General features: G+C 70.1%; 13 protein-coding genes. 6 read left to right on the forward strand and 7 right to left on the reverse strand.

Annotated elements, in window-relative coordinates; translation table 11 throughout:
* Nucleotides 1-281 precede the first annotated feature (281 nt).
* Nucleotides 282-1,646 (forward strand): efflux transporter outer membrane subunit, encoded by a 1,365-nt coding sequence (locus ACLBWH_RS16355; RefSeq protein WP_447799897.1) that lies wholly within the window; start codon nucleotides 282-284, stop codon nucleotides 1,644-1,646.
* A 96-nt stretch (nucleotides 1,647-1,742) separates the two neighbouring features.
* Nucleotides 1,743-3,833: a PAS domain-containing protein gene (locus ACLBWH_RS16360; RefSeq protein WP_447799899.1), complete on the forward strand. Its 2,091-nt coding sequence runs from the start codon at nucleotides 1,743-1,745 to the stop codon at nucleotides 3,831-3,833.
* Here ACLBWH_RS16360 and ACLBWH_RS16365 read toward each other — a convergent pair.
* Genes ACLBWH_RS16365 through ACLBWH_RS16395 form a run of 7 tightly spaced genes read right to left on the reverse strand, consistent with a single transcriptional unit; the run spans nucleotide 3,830 to nucleotide 9,805 of the window.
* Nucleotides 3,830-4,429, reverse strand: coding sequence for an ATP-dependent Clp protease proteolytic subunit (locus ACLBWH_RS16365; RefSeq protein WP_447799901.1), 600 nt, complete (start codon nucleotides 4,427-4,429; stop codon nucleotides 3,830-3,832). The two genes, ACLBWH_RS16360 and ACLBWH_RS16365, sit on opposite strands and share 4 nt — an antisense overlap.
* A 21-nt stretch (nucleotides 4,430-4,450) precedes the next feature.
* Entirely contained in the window at nucleotides 4,451-4,765 is a 315-nt protein-coding gene (locus tag ACLBWH_RS16370) for an SRPBCC family protein (RefSeq protein WP_447799902.1), read from the reverse strand.
* A complete protein-coding gene (locus ACLBWH_RS16375; protein ID WP_447799904.1) occupies nucleotides 4,762-5,076 on the reverse strand; it encodes an ArsR/SmtB family transcription factor in 315 nt (104 codons plus the stop codon). The genes ACLBWH_RS16370 and ACLBWH_RS16375 overlap by 4 nt, the downstream gene beginning before the upstream one ends.
* A 39-nt stretch (nucleotides 5,077-5,115) precedes the next feature.
* Nucleotides 5,116-5,955, reverse strand: coding sequence for an HpcH/HpaI aldolase/citrate lyase family protein (locus ACLBWH_RS16380; RefSeq protein WP_447799906.1), 840 nt, complete (start codon nucleotides 5,953-5,955; stop codon nucleotides 5,116-5,118).
* Between the two features lie 23 nt (nucleotides 5,956-5,978).
* Entirely contained in the window at nucleotides 5,979-8,537 is a 2,559-nt protein-coding gene (mprF, locus tag ACLBWH_RS16385) for a bifunctional lysylphosphatidylglycerol flippase/synthetase MprF (protein WP_447799907.1), read from the reverse strand.
* Nucleotides 8,534-9,025 carry a DUF2147 domain-containing protein gene (locus ACLBWH_RS16390; protein WP_447799909.1) on the reverse strand — a complete coding sequence of 164 codons (492 nt, stop codon included), beginning with the start codon at nucleotides 9,023-9,025 and terminating at the stop codon, nucleotides 8,534-8,536. The genes mprF and ACLBWH_RS16390 overlap by 4 nt, the downstream gene beginning before the upstream one ends.
* A gap of 9 nt (nucleotides 9,026-9,034) precedes the next feature.
* The gene (locus ACLBWH_RS16395) at nucleotides 9,035-9,805 is read right to left on the reverse strand and encodes an AcvB/VirJ family lysyl-phosphatidylglycerol hydrolase (protein WP_447799910.1); all 771 of its coding nucleotides are present in this window, start codon (nucleotides 9,803-9,805) and stop codon (nucleotides 9,035-9,037) included.
* A gap of 118 nt (nucleotides 9,806-9,923) precedes the next feature.
* Here ACLBWH_RS16395 and ACLBWH_RS16400 point away from each other — a divergent pair, with 118 nt between their 5' ends.
* From ACLBWH_RS16400 to ACLBWH_RS16415, 4 genes are all read left to right on the forward strand, one after another.
* Entirely contained in the window at nucleotides 9,924-10,751 is an 828-nt protein-coding gene (locus ACLBWH_RS16400; protein ID WP_447799911.1) for a glycoside hydrolase family 16 protein, read from the forward strand.
* 34 nt (nucleotides 10,752-10,785) lie between these two features.
* Nucleotides 10,786-11,532 carry a hypothetical protein gene (locus ACLBWH_RS16405; protein WP_447799913.1) on the forward strand — a complete coding sequence of 249 codons (747 nt, stop codon included), beginning with the start codon at nucleotides 10,786-10,788 and terminating at the stop codon, nucleotides 11,530-11,532.
* Nucleotides 11,533-11,609: 77 nt separating this feature from the next.
* A complete protein-coding gene (locus ACLBWH_RS16410) occupies nucleotides 11,610-13,187 on the forward strand; it encodes an alkaline phosphatase D family protein (RefSeq protein WP_447799914.1) in 1,578 nt (525 codons plus the stop codon).
* A 69-nt stretch (nucleotides 13,188-13,256) separates the two neighbouring features.
* Nucleotides 13,257-15,671: a TonB-dependent receptor gene (locus ACLBWH_RS16415; RefSeq protein WP_447799915.1), complete on the forward strand. Its 2,415-nt coding sequence runs from the start codon at nucleotides 13,257-13,259 to the stop codon at nucleotides 15,669-15,671.
* The last annotated feature ends 166 nt before the right edge of the window (nucleotides 15,672-15,837 follow it).

Below are 15,837 nucleotides of genomic sequence, written 5' to 3' on the forward strand. Positions count from 1 at the left end.
CCCCCTCCGTCACGGCTTCGCCGTGCCACCTCCCCCTGGCGGGGGAGGATTTTGATCGAGCTTCCGCTCTAAGCGCAGCACCTCTGCGCCTCCGCGCCTCTGCGCGAACCGATATCCGGCTTTTCTCCGAAAGCGCCGATGATGATCGCGCGAAGGCGCGAAGGCGCAAAGATGTGGCGCTTCCGGCAGTCGCAGCCCGTTCCATCACCCGCCGTGATAACAGGACCACGACCGCGGCAAACGCACCCCCTTCGCGCCTTCGCGCCTTCGCGTGCACCACCTTGCTCTGCCTCACGCTGGCCGCCTGTATCGGCCCTCGCCCGCAAACCCCCGCCGCCAGCGCGATCGTCCCGCCGCCCGCGTGGCGCACCGCGCTCGGCAACGGCGAGCCGATCCGCGCCGACTGGTGGAACGCGTTCGGCGACCCCGTCCTCACCCGGCTCGTCGATCAGGCACTCGCCGACAACGTCGACCTCGCCGCCGCGGTATCGCGGATCGACGAGGCCCGCGCCGCCGCCCGCCTCGCCCGCGCGCAGCAGACGCCGACGCTCGGCGGCAGCGCGCCGAGCACCACCGGCCAGACGGTCAGCCCGTTCGGTACTCCCAGCGACGCGATCGGCGCGCAGCCTTCGGTCACCGCCAGCTACGATCTCGACCTGTTCGGCCGCCTGCGCCAGGCGAGCCGCGCCGCGCAGGCGCAATTGCTCGCCAGCGCGGGCGCGCGCGACACCGTCCGCCTCGCCATCGCCAGCGGCGTCGCGACCAATTACGTCACGCTGCGCGCGCTCGACCTGCGCCTCGCCGTCGCGCAACAGACGCTCGCCGCGCGCAGCGAGGCGCTGCGCATCGCCCGCCGTCGCGCCGAGGCGGGCTATACCTCCAACCTCGAACTGCATCAGGCCGAAGCCGAATATCGCGCCACGCAACAGCTCGTCCCCGCCGCGCAGCTGGCGATCAGCCGGCAGGAGAATGCGCTCAGCCTGCTGCTCGGCACCAGCCCCGGCCCGATCCCGCGCGGTTTACCGCTCGACCGGCTGCTCGCCCCCGCGATTCCCGACGGCCTGCCCGCCGACCTGCTGCGCCGCCGTCCCGACCTGTTCCAGGCCGAACAGACATTGGTCGCCGCCGACCGCACGCTCGACAGCGCGCGCGCGGCGATGCTGCCCAATCTCGCGCTCACCGGTTCGGCGGGCGTCGTGCTGTCGACCGCGCTCGCCAATCCGATCGGCGTCTTCTCGATCGGCGCCAGCGTCCTCTCGCCGATCTTCGACGGCGGCCGCCTGCGCGCGCAGACCGATATCGCCACCGCACGCCGCGACCAGGCCGCTTATGCCTATCGCCGCACCGCGCTGATCGCCTTTCAGGACGTCGACAATGCGCTCGCTGGGGTGCAGCGTTCGGGCGAACAGGCGGTCGCGCTCGGGTTGCAGGTCGATGCGCTCGCCGCGGCGTTGCGCAACGCCAGCAACCGCTATCGCGCCGGCTACACCTCCTACATCGAACAGCTCGATGCGCAGCGCGGCCTGCTCACCGCCGAGCTGGCGCTGGTGCAGGCACGCGCCGATCGGATCACCGCTTATGTCGCGCTCTACCAGGCGATGGGCGGCGGCTGGTCACGCGACGATGTGGCCGCGACGCAACGCTGATTTGGCATTGCGTCGCAATATAGCCTCGCGCCGGATCGCTCCCGGCCGCAGCGCGTTTGTGCAACCCATGTTGCAACCGGGAACCCTCTGCCGCCGATGGCCGACGACGATTTGAAGACCACCGGCCAAATCAGCGTCGGCAGTTGGGATTGGGACGTGGTCGCCGACCGCGTCACCGCCGACCCTGAATTCGCCCGCCTCTACGGCGTCGACCCCGCCGAGGCGCAGGCCGGCGCGCGACTGGACCGGTTCTTCACCGCGATGCACCCGGACGATCGGCCGCGGGTTCAGGCGGAGATCGCCGCGGCGCTCGCCAGCGGCGATCCGTTCGAAAGCGACTATCGCCTGCAACAGCCCGACGGCCGCGCGCGCTGGGTCGCGGCACGCGGCCGCGTCACCTACGATGCCGACGGGCGGCCGCTGCGCTTCCCCGGCATCAGCTTCGACATCGATGCGCGCAAATCCGCCGAACTGCGCCTCAAGGCCTTGGTCCAGCTCAACGACCGGCTGCGCGATCCGGGCGACCCCGCCGACCTCGCTTATGCCGCATCCGAGATCCTCGGCCGCCTGTTCGACGTCAGCCGCTGCGGCTATGGCACGATCGACCGTGCGGCGGAGACGATCGTCACCGAACGCGCGTGGTGCGCACCCGGCATCGCGCCGCTGCCCGGCATCCTGCATTTCCGCGATTATGGCTCGTATATCGAGGACCTGAAGCGCGGCGAGACGGTGGCGATCGACGACGTCCACGACGATCCGCGCACCGCCGCCACCGCCGAGGGATTGCGGAGCCTCGCCGCGCTATCGTTCATCAACATGCCGGTGACCGAACAGGGCGGCTTCGTCGCCTTGCTGTACCTCAACAACGCGCAGCCGCGCCGCTGGCTGGCCGAGGAGATCGCCTTCGTCCGCGACGTCGCCGAGCGGACCCGCGACGCGGTCGAACGCCGCCGCGTCGAGCACGAACTCGCCGCGCTCACCGCCTCGCTCGAACAGCAGGTCGAGGCGCGCACCCGCGAGCTGATGACCGCGGAGGCGCATCTGCGTCAGGCGCAGAAGATGGAGGCGGTCGGGCAGCTCACCGGCGGGCTGGCGCACGATTTCAACAATATGCTCACCGGCATCTCGGGGGCGATCGAGATGATGCAGGTGCGCATCCGCCAGGGCCGCGCCGACGAGATCGATCGCTATGCCAATGCCGCGCAGGGTGCGGCGCGGCGTGCGGCGGCGCTCACCCACCGGCTGCTCGCCTTCTCGCGGCGCCAGACGCTCGATCCCAGGCCGACCGACATCAACCGGCTGATCGACGGCCTGCGCGACCTGATCCAGCGCACCGTCGGCCCCGGCGTGACGATCGAGGTGGTCGGCGCCGGCGGATTGTGGCCGGCGATGGTCGATCCCAACCAACTCGAAAATGCGCTCCTCAACCTCTGCATAAACGCGCGCGATGCGATGCCGGAGGGTGGCCGCATCACCGTGGAAACCGCCAACCGCTGGCTCGACGAGCGCGCGGCGCGCGAACGCGACCTCGAACCGGGCCAATATCTCTCGCTGTGCGTCACCGACACCGGGACCGGCATGACGCCCGAGGTACAGTCGCGCGCCTTCGACCCCTTCTACACCACCAAGCCGATGGGCGAAGGTACAGGGCTTGGCCTGTCGATGATCTACGGCTTCGCCCGCCAGTCGGGCGGGCAGGTGCGCATCTATTCGGAACTCGGCCAGGGCACGACGATGTGCATCTACCTGCCGCGCCATTACGGCGAGGCGGAGATCGAGGGCGAAACCGCCGCGCAGACCGTGCCGACGGCAAGCGAGGGCCGACATACCGTCATGGTCGTCGACGACGAACCGACGATCCGCATGCTCATAGTAGAGATCCTCCAAGACATGGGCCATACCGTGCTCGAAGCGGGCGACGGCGCCGCGGCGCTGCGCCTGCTGGGCACCGGGGCGCAGATCAACCTGCTGATCACCGACGTCGGGCTGCCCGGCCAGATGAACGGCCGTCAGGTCGCCGACGCCGCGCTCGTCCATCTGCCGGCGCTGAAAGTGCTGTTCATCACCGGCTATGCCGAGAATGCGGTGATCGGCAACGGCCCGCTCGCTCCCAATATGGCGCTGGTCACCAAGCCCTTCGCGATGGACGCGATCACCGACCGCATCCACGCGATGCTGGAAGGCTAGGCCGCCGCGTCGAGCGCGTGCGGCGTCAGGATGCGGTCGATCAACCCCCAGTCGAGCGCGTCCTCGGCGGTGAGGAACCGGTCGCGATCCATCGCGCGTTCGAACGCCTCGTAGCTGCCGCCGCAATGCTCGGCGTAGAGGCGGATCATCCGCTGCTTGACGCGTTGGGTTTCCTCGGCGTGGATCAGGACGTCCGACGCCTGGCCTTGATAGCCGCCCGAGGGCTGGTGGATGAGGATGCTGGCATTGGGCAGTGCCGCGCGCTCGCCCGGTTCGCCCGCCATCAGCAGGAACGACCCCATCGACCGCGCCGTCCCCATGCACAGCGTATGCACCGGTGCGCGGATGTGGCGCATCGTGTCGTAGATGGCGAGGCCGCTGGTCACCACGCCGCCGGGCGAATTGATGTAGAGGTTGATCGGTTTGCGCGGGTTTTCCGATTCGAGGAACAGCAGCTGCGCACAGAGCAGCGCCGCGACGCCATCGTTGACCTCGCCGTTGAGGAAGACGATCCGTTCGCGCAGCAGGCGGGAGTAGATGTCGAACGAGCGTTCGCCGCGGCTGGACTGCTCGATGACCATGGGGACGAGTTGCATCGGACGCTCCGGTCTGCCGCGTCAGGCGGCGCGCATGAGGGTGTGGCCGTTATCGTTGGCGATGCGTGCCGGCCGGTGGACGATGCGCAGCCGGGTGCCGCCATCCTCGGTTGGCGCGATATGGAAGGTGACGTGGCTCTCGATGAATGGCGGCGCCGCGTCGCGCATCCGGTAGCGGACCTCCTGCCCCGGCGTCACCGCGACCCCCTCGGGATCGAGCAGGGCGGCGGCGGGCAGCCATCGGTCGCGAAGCGCCGGGACGCTGATCGCCCGCCAGACCTTCGCCGGTGGGGCGTCGAGGTCGTATTCGAGGATGAGGGCGTCGGCGTCGGTCATAGGTCCATGTCCTTCAGCAGCGTCTTGAGGGCGTCGATGCGAACGGGCCAATAGGCGCGGTAGCGGGCGAGCCAGTCGACGACGACGGCGAGGCCGTCGGGATCCACCTCGTAACGGACGAAGCGGCCCTGCCGCTGTTCGCGCACCAGCCGGGCGTGGCGGAGGACCGACAGGTGCTGCGACATCGCGGGTTGGCTGATCGACATGCCCGATCGCAGCGCGCTGGCGTTCATCCCGCCCGACGCTAACTTCGCGAAGATCGCGCGACGGGTGGGGTCGGCGAGGGCTTTGAAGATCTGGGTCTCGGTCACGCCATCACATAAGCGCACGCTTATGTGATTCGCAAGCGGCTAGCTGGCGAGGATGCGTTGCGCCTCAGCGAGGTGCAGGCGTTCGACCATGGCGCCGTCGAGCCGGATCGCTCCCCTGCCCGCCGCATCGGGGGCGGCGAAAGCGGCGACGACGGCTTGCGCCCAGGCCAATTGCTCCGCGCTGGGGCCGAATGCGGCGTTGGCGGGGTCGATCTGCGCGGGGTGGATCAGCGTCTTGCCGTCGAAGCCGAGCATCGCACCTTGCGCGCATTCGGCGGCGAGCCGGTCGAAATCGCCGATCGCGTTGCAGACGCCGTCGAGCACGACCAGCCCCGCCGCGCGCGCCGCGATCACCATTTGCGTCAGTGCCGGCAGCAGCGGGGTACGATCGGCGTCGGGACGGCAGCGCATCTCCTTGGCGAGATCGTTGGTGCCGGCGATCAGCAGCGCGGTGCGCGTCGCTGCCGCTGCGCCCGCGATCTCGGCGAGGCGCAGGATCGCGCCGCAGGTCTCGATCATCGCCCAGATCGGCGGGCCGTCCGCGCCCAGCACGGCGCGGACCGCGACCAGATCCGCCGCGCTCGCCACCTTCGGCACGACCACGGCGGCGACGCCGCGCATCGCGGCGGCATCGTCCTGCCCCCAAGGCGTGTCGAGCGCGTTGATGCGCACCGCACAGGCGCGCGTCCCGAACCCCGCCGCCGCCGCCGCGACCGCCGCGCCGCGGGCGTCCGCCTTGGCATCGGGCGCGACCGCGTCTTCGAGGTCGAGGATCACCGCGTCGCAGGCGAGGTCGCGCGCCTTGGTGATTGCGCGGGGGTTGGAAGCGGGCATGTACAACACGCTGCGCCGGCGGCTGGTGGGAGGGTCGTCGCTCATCTTGCCGACCCTTAAAGCAGCGATCAGGCGCTCACCAGCCGTGCAAGGTCGATCAGCGCGCGCGGCATCGCCGCCCCGGTGGGCGTGGCGACGTAGCGCGACACCCAGACCGGGCCGAATTTGGCCTTGAACGCGCGCAGCCCGGCGAAACCGTAGATCCGCTCGCCATTGGCGAACAACGCGTGGCCGAGCCGCGCCCACACCGGCGCGAGCCGCCCGCTCGGCATGCCCGACAGCGGCGCCATGCCGAGGTTGAAACGTTCGTATCCTTCCGCGCGGGCCCATTCGATCATGCGCACCAGCATCATCTCCATCGTGCCATAAGGCGCGTCGGGATGGTGACGCATCAGATCGACCGAGGCTTCGTCGCCGTCGCCCGAGACCCAGATGTTGGCGAAGGCGACGATCCGCCCCTCGACCCGCACCAGAGCGATCGGAAAGCGCGTCAGATAGGCGGCATCGAACGCCCCGAGACTGAAGCGTTTCTCGCGCCCCGCCTTGGCGGCGAGCCAGGCCGCGGAGACCTCGCCCAATTCGGCCATCAGCCCCGGCACCGCGCTCGCCGGTTCGACCGAGAAGCGGCCGCCCGCCGCCTCGGTCCGCCGCACCGCGTGGCGCAGCGGCTTGCCGCGCGGACCGGCGGTGGTGAAATCGGCGAGCACGACATGCGCCTCCTCGCCATATTTGATCGCCTGCAACCCGAGTTCGACGAACAGCGGCAGCATCCGCTCGCTCGCCTGATAGAAGCACAAGCGCCCGGCGCGCGCGTCGCAGGCGCGGCGGATGCTCCACACCAACTCGCTCCACGCCGCCGCCGGGCCGACCGGATCGCCCATCACCACCCAGCTGCGCCCCTGCACGCGGTACATCAGGAAGGCATCGCCGGCGGCGGAGACGACGAAGCTCTTGTCGCCGGTGAAGGCGAGCGCGGCGTCGGTGCGCGGACAATGCGCCATCGCCGCCGCCAGCACCGGTTCGGGCGGCAAGGCGTCGGGCATCGTCCGCGTCCGGCTGGCGGTGAGCAATTGCCACGCCGAAACCGCGGTGAGCAGCACGCCGGCGGCGAAACTGGCGCGCAGGAAACGCGGCGCGTTGGCGTCGAGCGCGAACCGCCACCACAATTCGTCGCTGTATGGCGTGCGCTTATAGGCGAAGAAGCCCGCCCAGATGCTGAGCCCCAGCGCCGCGGCGGCGGCGACCAGCCACGGCCAGCGCGGCCGGTCGGTGAGGATGCCGCCTTCACGATAGAAGCTCGCCTTGCAATATTGCAGCACGCCCGCGACGATGAGCTGGAGCGACGCCTCCTCGTAATCGAGGCCCTTGAGCAGCGAGAAGATCGCGCCGCCGACGAGCAGGATGCGCGCCGCCGCCCAGCCGGAGCGCAGCCGCGCGGTGAGCGCCGGCGCGACGAGCAGCATCGCGGTGCCGATCAGGCTGCCCGCCATGTGCGAGCCCTCGATGAACGGCAGCGGCACCAGATCGGTCAGCTCGGTCAGCCGCCCCTTCACCCCCGGCAGCGCGCCCGAGACGAGCAGCACGAAGCCGGCGACGAAGACCAGCACGGTGACCGCGCTCGGCGCCAGCAACTGCCCGGCGCGATCGACATAGGAGAGGCCGCGACGGATCGGGTGGCGCAGCCGCCAGCCCTCGCTGGCGGCGATGCCAATCGCGGCGACGAGCAGCGGCAGCAGATAATAGATCAGCCGGTAGAGCAGCAGCGCGGCGAACAGCGTCGGACGGTCGCCGGGCACGGTGGCCAGCACCACCGTCTCGAACACGCCGAGCCCGCCCGGCACGTGCAGCAACAGCGCGACGACCACGGCCACCGCATAAGCGACGACGAAGCCGGGAAAGGCAGCCGGCGCGGCGCCCGGCACCAGCACGAAGAGCGCGGCCGAGGCCATGGTGAGATCGGCGAGCGACAGGCCGGCGAGCGCGCCCATCTGACGCAAACTCGGCAGCGCGATGCCGAAGCGCGCCGGGCCGAGCGTCGTCGCCCCGCGCAGCCGCAGCACCGGCAGCACCGCGAGCAGCGCGAGCAGCACCGCGCCGAGCGACCGCGCCGCGAACGGCGACAACGTCACCGGGCCGAGGACGATGCCATCGCCGGTGACCAGCCCGATCCCCGCCGCCCCGGCGACGCCCGCCCAGAAGGCGATCGCGCAGATGCCGGCGACCTGCGCGATCTCGCCGAATGCGAGTCCGGCGGCGCCGTACAGGCGCAATCGTGCCGAGCCGCCGGTGATCAGCGACAGGCCAAGATTGTGGCTGAGCGTGTACGAGGTGAACGACCCCGCCGCGGCAACCCGCCACGGTAACGGCCGGCCGATCGCGCGCAGCGCCACCCAGTCGAGCCCGGTGAGCAGCAGATAGCTGGCGGTGGTCAGCGCGAGGCTGGCGGCGATCCGCACGTCGGGGATCGCGGCGAGCGCCTTGCGCACGTCGCTGAGATGCACCTCGCGCAGCACCAGGCGCAACGCGGCGAAGCCGATGCCCGCGACGAGCAGCACCGCGGCGACCGTCAGGCTGCGGCGGTGATGCTGCGCGCGCGCCATCACCGCATCCAGACGGCCGGTCGTCACGCCACCCGATGCCAGATCTGCGATTTGCACAGGAAGGTGCCGACGACGCAGCCGGTGATGGTCAGCGTCGCGGGCGAGGTCTGGTGGATGCGCGAGGAAAAGGTGCGGCCCAAGTCGGGCACGAAGACCCGGCCCTCCCAGGCGCCCGATTTGTTGCGGCGGTAGCCGCGCAGCAATTGCGTGCCGACGAGATCGGGCAGGCCGGCGCCGCGCGCCTCGGCGCGGGCCTGCGGGCTGGCCCAGATGATCTGGCCGCACAAGGCGCCGTCGGCGCAGCGCCCGGTCTGCACCGCCAGCGTGCCGCGCGGATTGGCCCAGCGGCCGATCACCGCCGGCGCGCCCGGGCGCACATTGGCCTGCGCCGCCGACGCCCCCGCCGCGACCGTCAGCATCCCCGCCAACACCGTCGTGATTCGTGCCATCGCCATGATCGTATCCCCCACCATCATACGATCATAGACGGCATGCATGCCCCGGAACCGCAGCATCATTTCAAATCATTGCGCGAAGGCGTCGGGCGCGGCGTGACGGATCGCCACGAGGATGTGCGCGAACAGGCCGGCACGGTCGTCGTTGAGGACATGGCCGCCGGGCATCGCCACCACCGTAGCCGACCCCGCGCGCCCCGCCCGGCGCCCCGCCAGCAGGTCGGGGCAGGCGCTGTCGACCTCGGTCGCGCCGTAGATGCAGGTGAGGTGCGTCCAGCCGAGCCGGGCGAGCGTCGTGCGGCTCTCGCTGTCGGGCGTGCCGCGATAGACGAGGCCGGACGGGTCGGCGCGGAAGAACACGGTTTCGCCCGGCACCACCAGCACCACGCCCGCGACATGCGCGCGCAGCGCCACCGGCAGATCGGCGAGCCCGGTCTGGAGCACGTCGGCGCCATAGGATTGGCCGATCAGCATCAGCCGCGCCGCGCCGGTCATCGCCAGCGCGCGGCGTACGCCGTCGGCGACGATCCGGTCGACCTGCGCGCGGGTCCGGCGCAGGCCGAACAAGGCCGGCGAACTCAAGGCGACGACGGGGAATCCCTGTTCGGCCAAGGCGCGCACGGTATGCGGATTGGGGCCGTAGCGCAGCCCCATGTCGCCCGACATGTAGAGCACGCCGATCGGCCGCGGCGTGCCCTGCGCGCCGAACAGATGCGCTGCGTCGCGATCGAAGAAACCGGCGCTGGCGGCGATCCCGGCGAGGAGCGCGAGCACGCCGCCGGCGATGCCGCCGATCCAGGCGAGCCGCCATCGCAGCGATCGGGAGCGTTGCGATGCCATCGCGCCGTCCTGCACGCGCTGCGCTGTCCCGGTGATGGCGCGGTCATGAACTTTTCGTCACCTGATATGGCAAGACACTGATAGGCTGATAGAAACTTCGGATATCGAGGGTGCCGCCATGTCGTCGATCCTGCTTCCCTTGTTGCTCGCCGCGCAGGCGGCGGTCGCCCCGCCGGCGACGCTTGGCGCGACCGACCAGCGCGTCGACCAGCCGATCGCCGCCCCCACGCGCCCGCCCGACGTCGCCGACGAATTCGACGGTCCGCGCATCGACCTGCGCCTGTGGCGGTTCGACATGGCCCGGAACACGGCAGGCTGGTTCAACCACGAGCAGCAATATTACGGTCCCGACAACGCCCGCATCCGCGACGGCGCGCTGGAGATCGAGGCGCGCGCCGAGCGGGCGACCGCGCCGGACGCCGGCGGCCAGGCCTATACCTCGGCCAAGCTCGTCAGCCGCCGCGCCTTCGGCTACGGCTTCTACGAAATCCGCGCGCGGCTGCCCTGCGGGCGGGGGACGTGGCCGGCGATCTGGCTGCTGCCGTCGTCGGGCAAGTGGCCGGCGATGGGCGAGATCGACGTGATGGAGATGGTCGGCTGGGACCCGAACGTCGTCCATGCGACGGTGCACAGCGCGGCGTACAATCACGTCAAGGGCACGCAGCGCGGCGCGCAGGTGACGGTGCCGACCGCCTGCACCGCCTATCATCGGTATCAGCTCGACTGGCGGCGTGATGCGATCCTGATCGGCGTCGACGGCCGCGCCTATATGCGCGTCGCCAACGATGCTCCCGGCGGCGCGGCGGCGTGGCCGTTCACGCGGCCGTATCAGCTGATCCTCAACCTCGCGATCGGCGGCGACTGGGGCGGCGCCAAAGGCGTGGACGACGCGGCACTGCCGCAGCGGATGACGGTGGACTATGTGCGTTTCTGGCAGCAGCAATAGCGGCGGAAACCACGGTGATGGAGGCAGATACCCTATGATGCACAGATGGATCGCGGCAGCATCGTGGTGCGCGCCGTTGCTGCTCGCCGGCTGCGGCAGCGCCGATGGCCGGGCCGAGCGGGCCGAGGGCGGCGCCGCCACCGCGACTGCCGCACCGGCGCCGCGACCGTCCGCCGCCGCCGCCGCTCCGGCCGCAGCGGCAACGCCGCGACGCAGCCGGCCGCGATCGTGCGCCGCGGAGATCGGTGCCGCCGCGGCCGCGCGCCGCGTCGCGATCTGCCGCAACGTCTCGCCGGCGACGCATCCGCCGTGCAACGCGGTCAACAGCTGCGCGCTGATCGACGACGAGATCGCGCGGAGCTGCGCGCTGTTCGACGGCAAGGGTGCGCCGATCGCGGGCTGTACGCCGCCGCCCAAGAGCGCCGCCGCCGCCGCGGCGGTGGTGCGGCGTTATTATGCCGCGATCGACGCGGGCGATTACGGCACCGCCTGGCAGCAATGGGGTGACGACGGCCGCCCCGGGCAGACCTATGCCGCGTTCGCTCGCGGCTTCGCGCATACCCGCACGACGCGGGTGACGATCGGCGCGCTGCCGCCGGGCGACGCGGGGGCGGGATCGCTGTACCAGCCGGTGCCGGTCACCGTCGATGCGACGCTCGACGACGGGCGCCACCAGCGCTTCCGCGGCCGCTATGTCGTGCGCCGCGTCAACGACGTCGACGGCGCCAGCCCCGGCCAGTTGCGCTGGCACATCGATTCGGCGCAGCTCAAGCCGGGCTGAGCCGCGGCGGGCGTCATCACCTTGTCATCATCGCCGCGCATCGCGGCGGGATAGCGCGGCGATGCGGGACCTTATCGATGGTTGAGACGAGCAAGACCGCGCTGGTGCTGAGCCGGCGCGCGATGATCGGCGGTTCAGCCGCGCTGCTGACCGTCGCGGCGCGCGGGGCGGAACGGCTGCCGGCCGGATTGTTCACGCTCGGCGTCGCCTCGGGCGATCCGCTGCAAGATTCGGTGATCCTGTGGACGCGGCTCGCGCCGCAGCCGCTCGACGCGGCGGGCGGCATGCCGCCGGTCGCGGTGCCGGTGCGCTGGCAGGTCGCGACCGACGAAGCCTTCGCGCACGTCGTGCGCACGGGCGAGGCGCGCGCCGAGCCGCGCTGGGGGCATAGCGTCCATGTCGACGTGCGCGGGCTGCGGCCGGCCAGCCGCTATTTCTACCGCTTCCTCGCCGGCGGCGAGACGAGCCCGGTCGGACGCACGCGCACCGCGCCGGCGGCGGGGGCAGCGGTCGAGCGGCTGCGGCTCGCCTACGGATCGTGCCAGAAATACGAATCGGGCTTCTACGCCGCCTATCGCCATCTGGTCGCCGAGGACCCGGATTTCGTGCTGTTCCTCGGCGATTACATCTACGAGGGCGCGCCGACGGCCAAGGATGCGGTGCGCCTGCACCGGAATCCGGAACCCAAGGACCTCGCCGGCTATCGCATCCGCTATGCGACCTACAAGAGCGATCCCCTGCTCCAGGCGGCGCATCACGCCGCGCCGTGGGTGCTGACCTGGGACGATCACGAGGTCGCCAACGACTATGCCGCCGCGCTCGACCAGAACAACACCGACCCCGCCGCCTTCCTGCTGCGCCGCGCCGCCGCCTATCAGGCGTGGTACGAGCATCAGCCGGTCCGCGCCGCGCCGCCGCTGGGGCCGGCGATGCGCATCTACCACACGCTCGACTGGGGCCGGCTGGCGCAGTTCCAGATCGTCGACGACCGCCAGTATCGCGGCGCCCGCGCCTGCCAGCCGCCGGGGCTGGTCGCGGCGCACGCGCGCTATCGCACGCTGATCGAGCCCTGCCCCGATCTTTACGCCGCCGACCGCACTATGCTCGGCGACGCGCAGGAACGCTGGCTGATGCAGGCGCTGGGCGACAGCCGCGCGCAATGGAATCTGCTCGCGCAGCAGACGCTGATGCACCAGCAGGGCCGGATCGACGCCGAGCATCCCGAACGCGGCGTGCAATATTCGGCGGACAATTGGTCGGGCTATCCCGCTGCGCGCGATCGCATCTACCGGCGCTGGGCGGCGGCGGGCACGTCGAACCCGGTGGCGCTGGGCGGCGACATCCACGCGTTCGCCGCCGCCGACGTCCACGACCCCGCGCGGCCCGATGCGGCGCCGATCGCGGCGGAGTTCGTCGGCGGATCGATCACCTCGCTGTTCCACGACGCCAGCTTCAAGCAGCAGGCGGCGGCGAACGGCCTCGTCTTCGCCGAGAACGAGGTGCGCGGCTATGGCCTCGTGGACCTGACCGCGAAGGAGGGCCGCGTCACCTTCCGCGGGCTCGACGACGCGCGCGATCCGCAATCGGGCATCCGCGACCTCGTCCGCTTCGCGCTCGAACCCGGCCGCCCCGGCATCCGCGACCAGCGCAGTTGATGTCGGGATTGTAACAGCCGCGTAACGAAGCGTGTCTAGCCCCGGTGGATTGGTTCTGGGGGAACAATCATGACGATCGAACGGGATGCGGCCTGGCGTCGCCGGATGACGCTCGCCTGGCTGGCAAGTTCGGCACTTTTTGCCGCACTGCCGGCGCACGCGCAGACCGCGACGCCCGACAATCCCGGGACGGCCAATACCGCCGCCGTGGCGGAGGTCGAGGATCGCGAGATCACCGTCGTCGCGCGCAAGACCAGCGAGAATGCGCAGCGCGTGCCGATCCCGATCACGGTCATCGGCGCCGCGACGCTGACCCGGCAGAACCTCACCAATTTCACCAATTTCCAGTTCAAGCTGCCCGCCTTCTCGGTCTATCTGACCAATCCGAAGCAGCTCAACCTCGGCATCCGCGGCATCGGCAACAACGGCTTCAACACCGACGGTATCGACGGGTCGGTCGGCGTGTTCGTCGACGGCGTCTACACCGGCCGACAGGGCATGGTGTCGAACGACTTCAACGACCTCGCCGACGTCGAGGTGCTCCGCGGGCCGCAGGGGACGCTGTTCGGCAAGAACACCACCGCCGGCGCGGTGCTGATCAACACGCTGAAACCCAGCTTCACACTGGGCGGCACGGCCGAAGCGAGCACCGGCAATTTCGGCCTCACCGAGGCGAAGGGCAGCGTCACCGGGCCGCTGATCGCCGACAAGCTCGCGATCCGCCTGTCGAGTTTCTACAGCAACCGCGACGGCACCTATAAGAACCTCTACAACAACCAATATCAGAACGCGCGGCAGGGTATCGGCGTGCGCGGCCAGTTGCTGGCGACGCCGACCGACGATCTCGCCATCCGGCTGATCGGCACGCACGCGCGCCAATATTTCCCGACGATCTCGCCGGTGATCCTGTCGGTCTACAACCCTGCGGCGTTGCAGGCGCGGATGGCGGCGGCGGGCTATCCCCTGCTGACCAGCAACGCGCGCGATCGCTACGTCAACATCGACGGCCGGCTAGACGCGCGCACCAGCCTCGACAGCGCGAGCGGGCAGATCGACTGGTCGCCCGCCGATCTCGGCACCTTCACCGCGATCACCGCGTGGCAGCGGTGGAGCTGCTTCACCAACAACGACAATGATTACACGCAGCTCGACGCGATCAGCGATTACGGATCGTGCAACGTCGAGAAGCAGTTTTCACAGGAGCTGCGCTGGGCGACGCCGCGCGACCGGCCGATCGAGGCGACCTTCGGCGGCTTCCTCAGCCGCCAGAAGCTGCAGGTCGATTCGCGGGTCCGCTTCGGCCGGCAATATTATATCTGGGCGGCCAATCCCTCGGCCAGCGCCTTCCCCGCGATCGGCGGCCGCAGCTGGGCGCAGGGCGCCTATGCCGCGCGCGTCGCCGGCTTCGGCATCCGCAGCCAGGCGATCTTCCACACCGACACCGACGCGGTGTTCGGCAACGTCACCTGGCATCCCGAGGCATCGCGCAGGCTGGCGATTGACGCCGGCCTGCGCCAGACGTGGGAGCGGCGCAGTCAATTGTACGACGGTGTCGTCGCGTCCAATCTCGGTGCGCTCAACGCCGCGCAGATCGCCGTCCTGTCCGCCGCCGGTGCCAATGCGCAGCTCGGCCATGTCGACACCAGCCTGAAGGACAGCGCGCTGTCGGGCGAGATCGGCGCCAATTATCGCGTGACGCCGGACGTATTCGTCTACGGCAAATATGCCCGCGGCAACAAATCGGCCGGGTTCAACCTGTTGCCGTTCGATGCCGGCGCCGCACTGCCGCCGGGGACCGGCCAGACGGTGAAGGGCGAGACCGCCGACAATTTCGAGGCGGGGATCAAATCGACCTTCCTCGATCATCGTATCCTGTTCAACCTCACCGCCTTCCACACCAAGGTGCGCAACTATCAGGCGAACCAGTCGGTCGGCGTCGGCAATACCGCGCTGAAGTTCCTCGCCAACGTCGGTTCGCTGACCTCGCGCGGCATCGAGCTGGAGAATGAGACGTGGCTGGTGCCGGGCCTGCATACCAAGGGGTTCATCGCCTATGACAAGGCGACCTATTCCTCCTTCGCCAATTCGGTCTGCCCCGGCCAGTTCACCGCGCTGACCTGCGACCTCACCGGGCGGCAGGTCGCTTGGGCGCCGGCGTGGACCAGCGACCTGACCGTCGATTATACGCAGCGGCTCGACGACACGACCAAGGCCTATGGTCTGGTCGACGTCAATTGGCGCTCGAAGCAGAATACGACGATCACGCTCGATCCCTCGGCGGAAATCCCCGCTTATGCGCTCGCCAGCGCGCGGGTCGGCGTGCTGCTCGACAACGAGCGGCTCGAGATGCAGCTTTGGGTCGAGAACCTGTTCGACAAGGCCTATTTCATCAACCTGCTCGGCTATACCAAGTCGACCGGCATCATCCAGGGCTACCCCGGCAGCCCACGGACCTATGGCGGCACGGTGCGCGTGCGGTTCTGACGGGGCGGGCCGGGCGATCGCATAAGGTTGCGGGAGCGAGGTTCGTACGGCTTTCCCTCATCAGGCCGAGACGTCTGCGGATATTCGGTCGCTACACGCCACAGCCGTACCCCGGCGGCGGCCGGGGTCCATTTGGGTGAAGGGTCGTGGTGACTTACCGCGGCCT

The sequence above is a fragment of the Sphingomonas sp. M6A6_1c genome, from assembly GCF_053345135.1.

What these genes read in the sequence shown, in the direction of transcription:
- ACLBWH_RS16360 (WP_447799899.1), top strand. Translation starts at nt 1,743, where the DNA reads ATGGCCGACGACGATTTGAAGACCACCGGCCAAATCAGCGTCGGCAGT.
- ACLBWH_RS16365 (WP_447799901.1), bottom strand. Translation starts at nt 4,429, where the DNA reads ATGCAACTCGTCCCCATGGTCATCGAGCAGTCCAGCCGCGGCGAACGC.
- ACLBWH_RS16370 (WP_447799902.1), bottom strand. Translation starts at nt 4,765, where the DNA reads ATGACCGACGCCGACGCCCTCATCCTCGAATACGACCTCGACGCCCCA.
- ACLBWH_RS16380 (WP_447799906.1), bottom strand. Translation starts at nt 5,955, where the DNA reads ATGAGCGACGACCCTCCCACCAGCCGCCGGCGCAGCGTGTTGTACATG.
- ACLBWH_RS16390 (WP_447799909.1), bottom strand. Translation starts at nt 9,025, where the DNA reads ATGCTGCGGTTCCGGGGCATGCATGCCGTCTATGATCGTATGATGGTG.
- ACLBWH_RS16395 (WP_447799910.1), bottom strand. Translation starts at nt 9,805, where the DNA reads ATGGCATCGCAACGCTCCCGATCGCTGCGATGGCGGCTCGCCTGGATC.
- ACLBWH_RS16400 (WP_447799911.1), top strand. Translation starts at nt 9,924, where the DNA reads ATGTCGTCGATCCTGCTTCCCTTGTTGCTCGCCGCGCAGGCGGCGGTC.
- ACLBWH_RS16405 (WP_447799913.1), top strand. Translation starts at nt 10,786, where the DNA reads ATGATGCACAGATGGATCGCGGCAGCATCGTGGTGCGCGCCGTTGCTG.
- ACLBWH_RS16410 (WP_447799914.1), top strand. Translation starts at nt 11,610, where the DNA reads ATGGTTGAGACGAGCAAGACCGCGCTGGTGCTGAGCCGGCGCGCGATG.
- ACLBWH_RS16415 (WP_447799915.1), top strand. Translation starts at nt 13,257, where the DNA reads ATGACGATCGAACGGGATGCGGCCTGGCGTCGCCGGATGACGCTCGCC.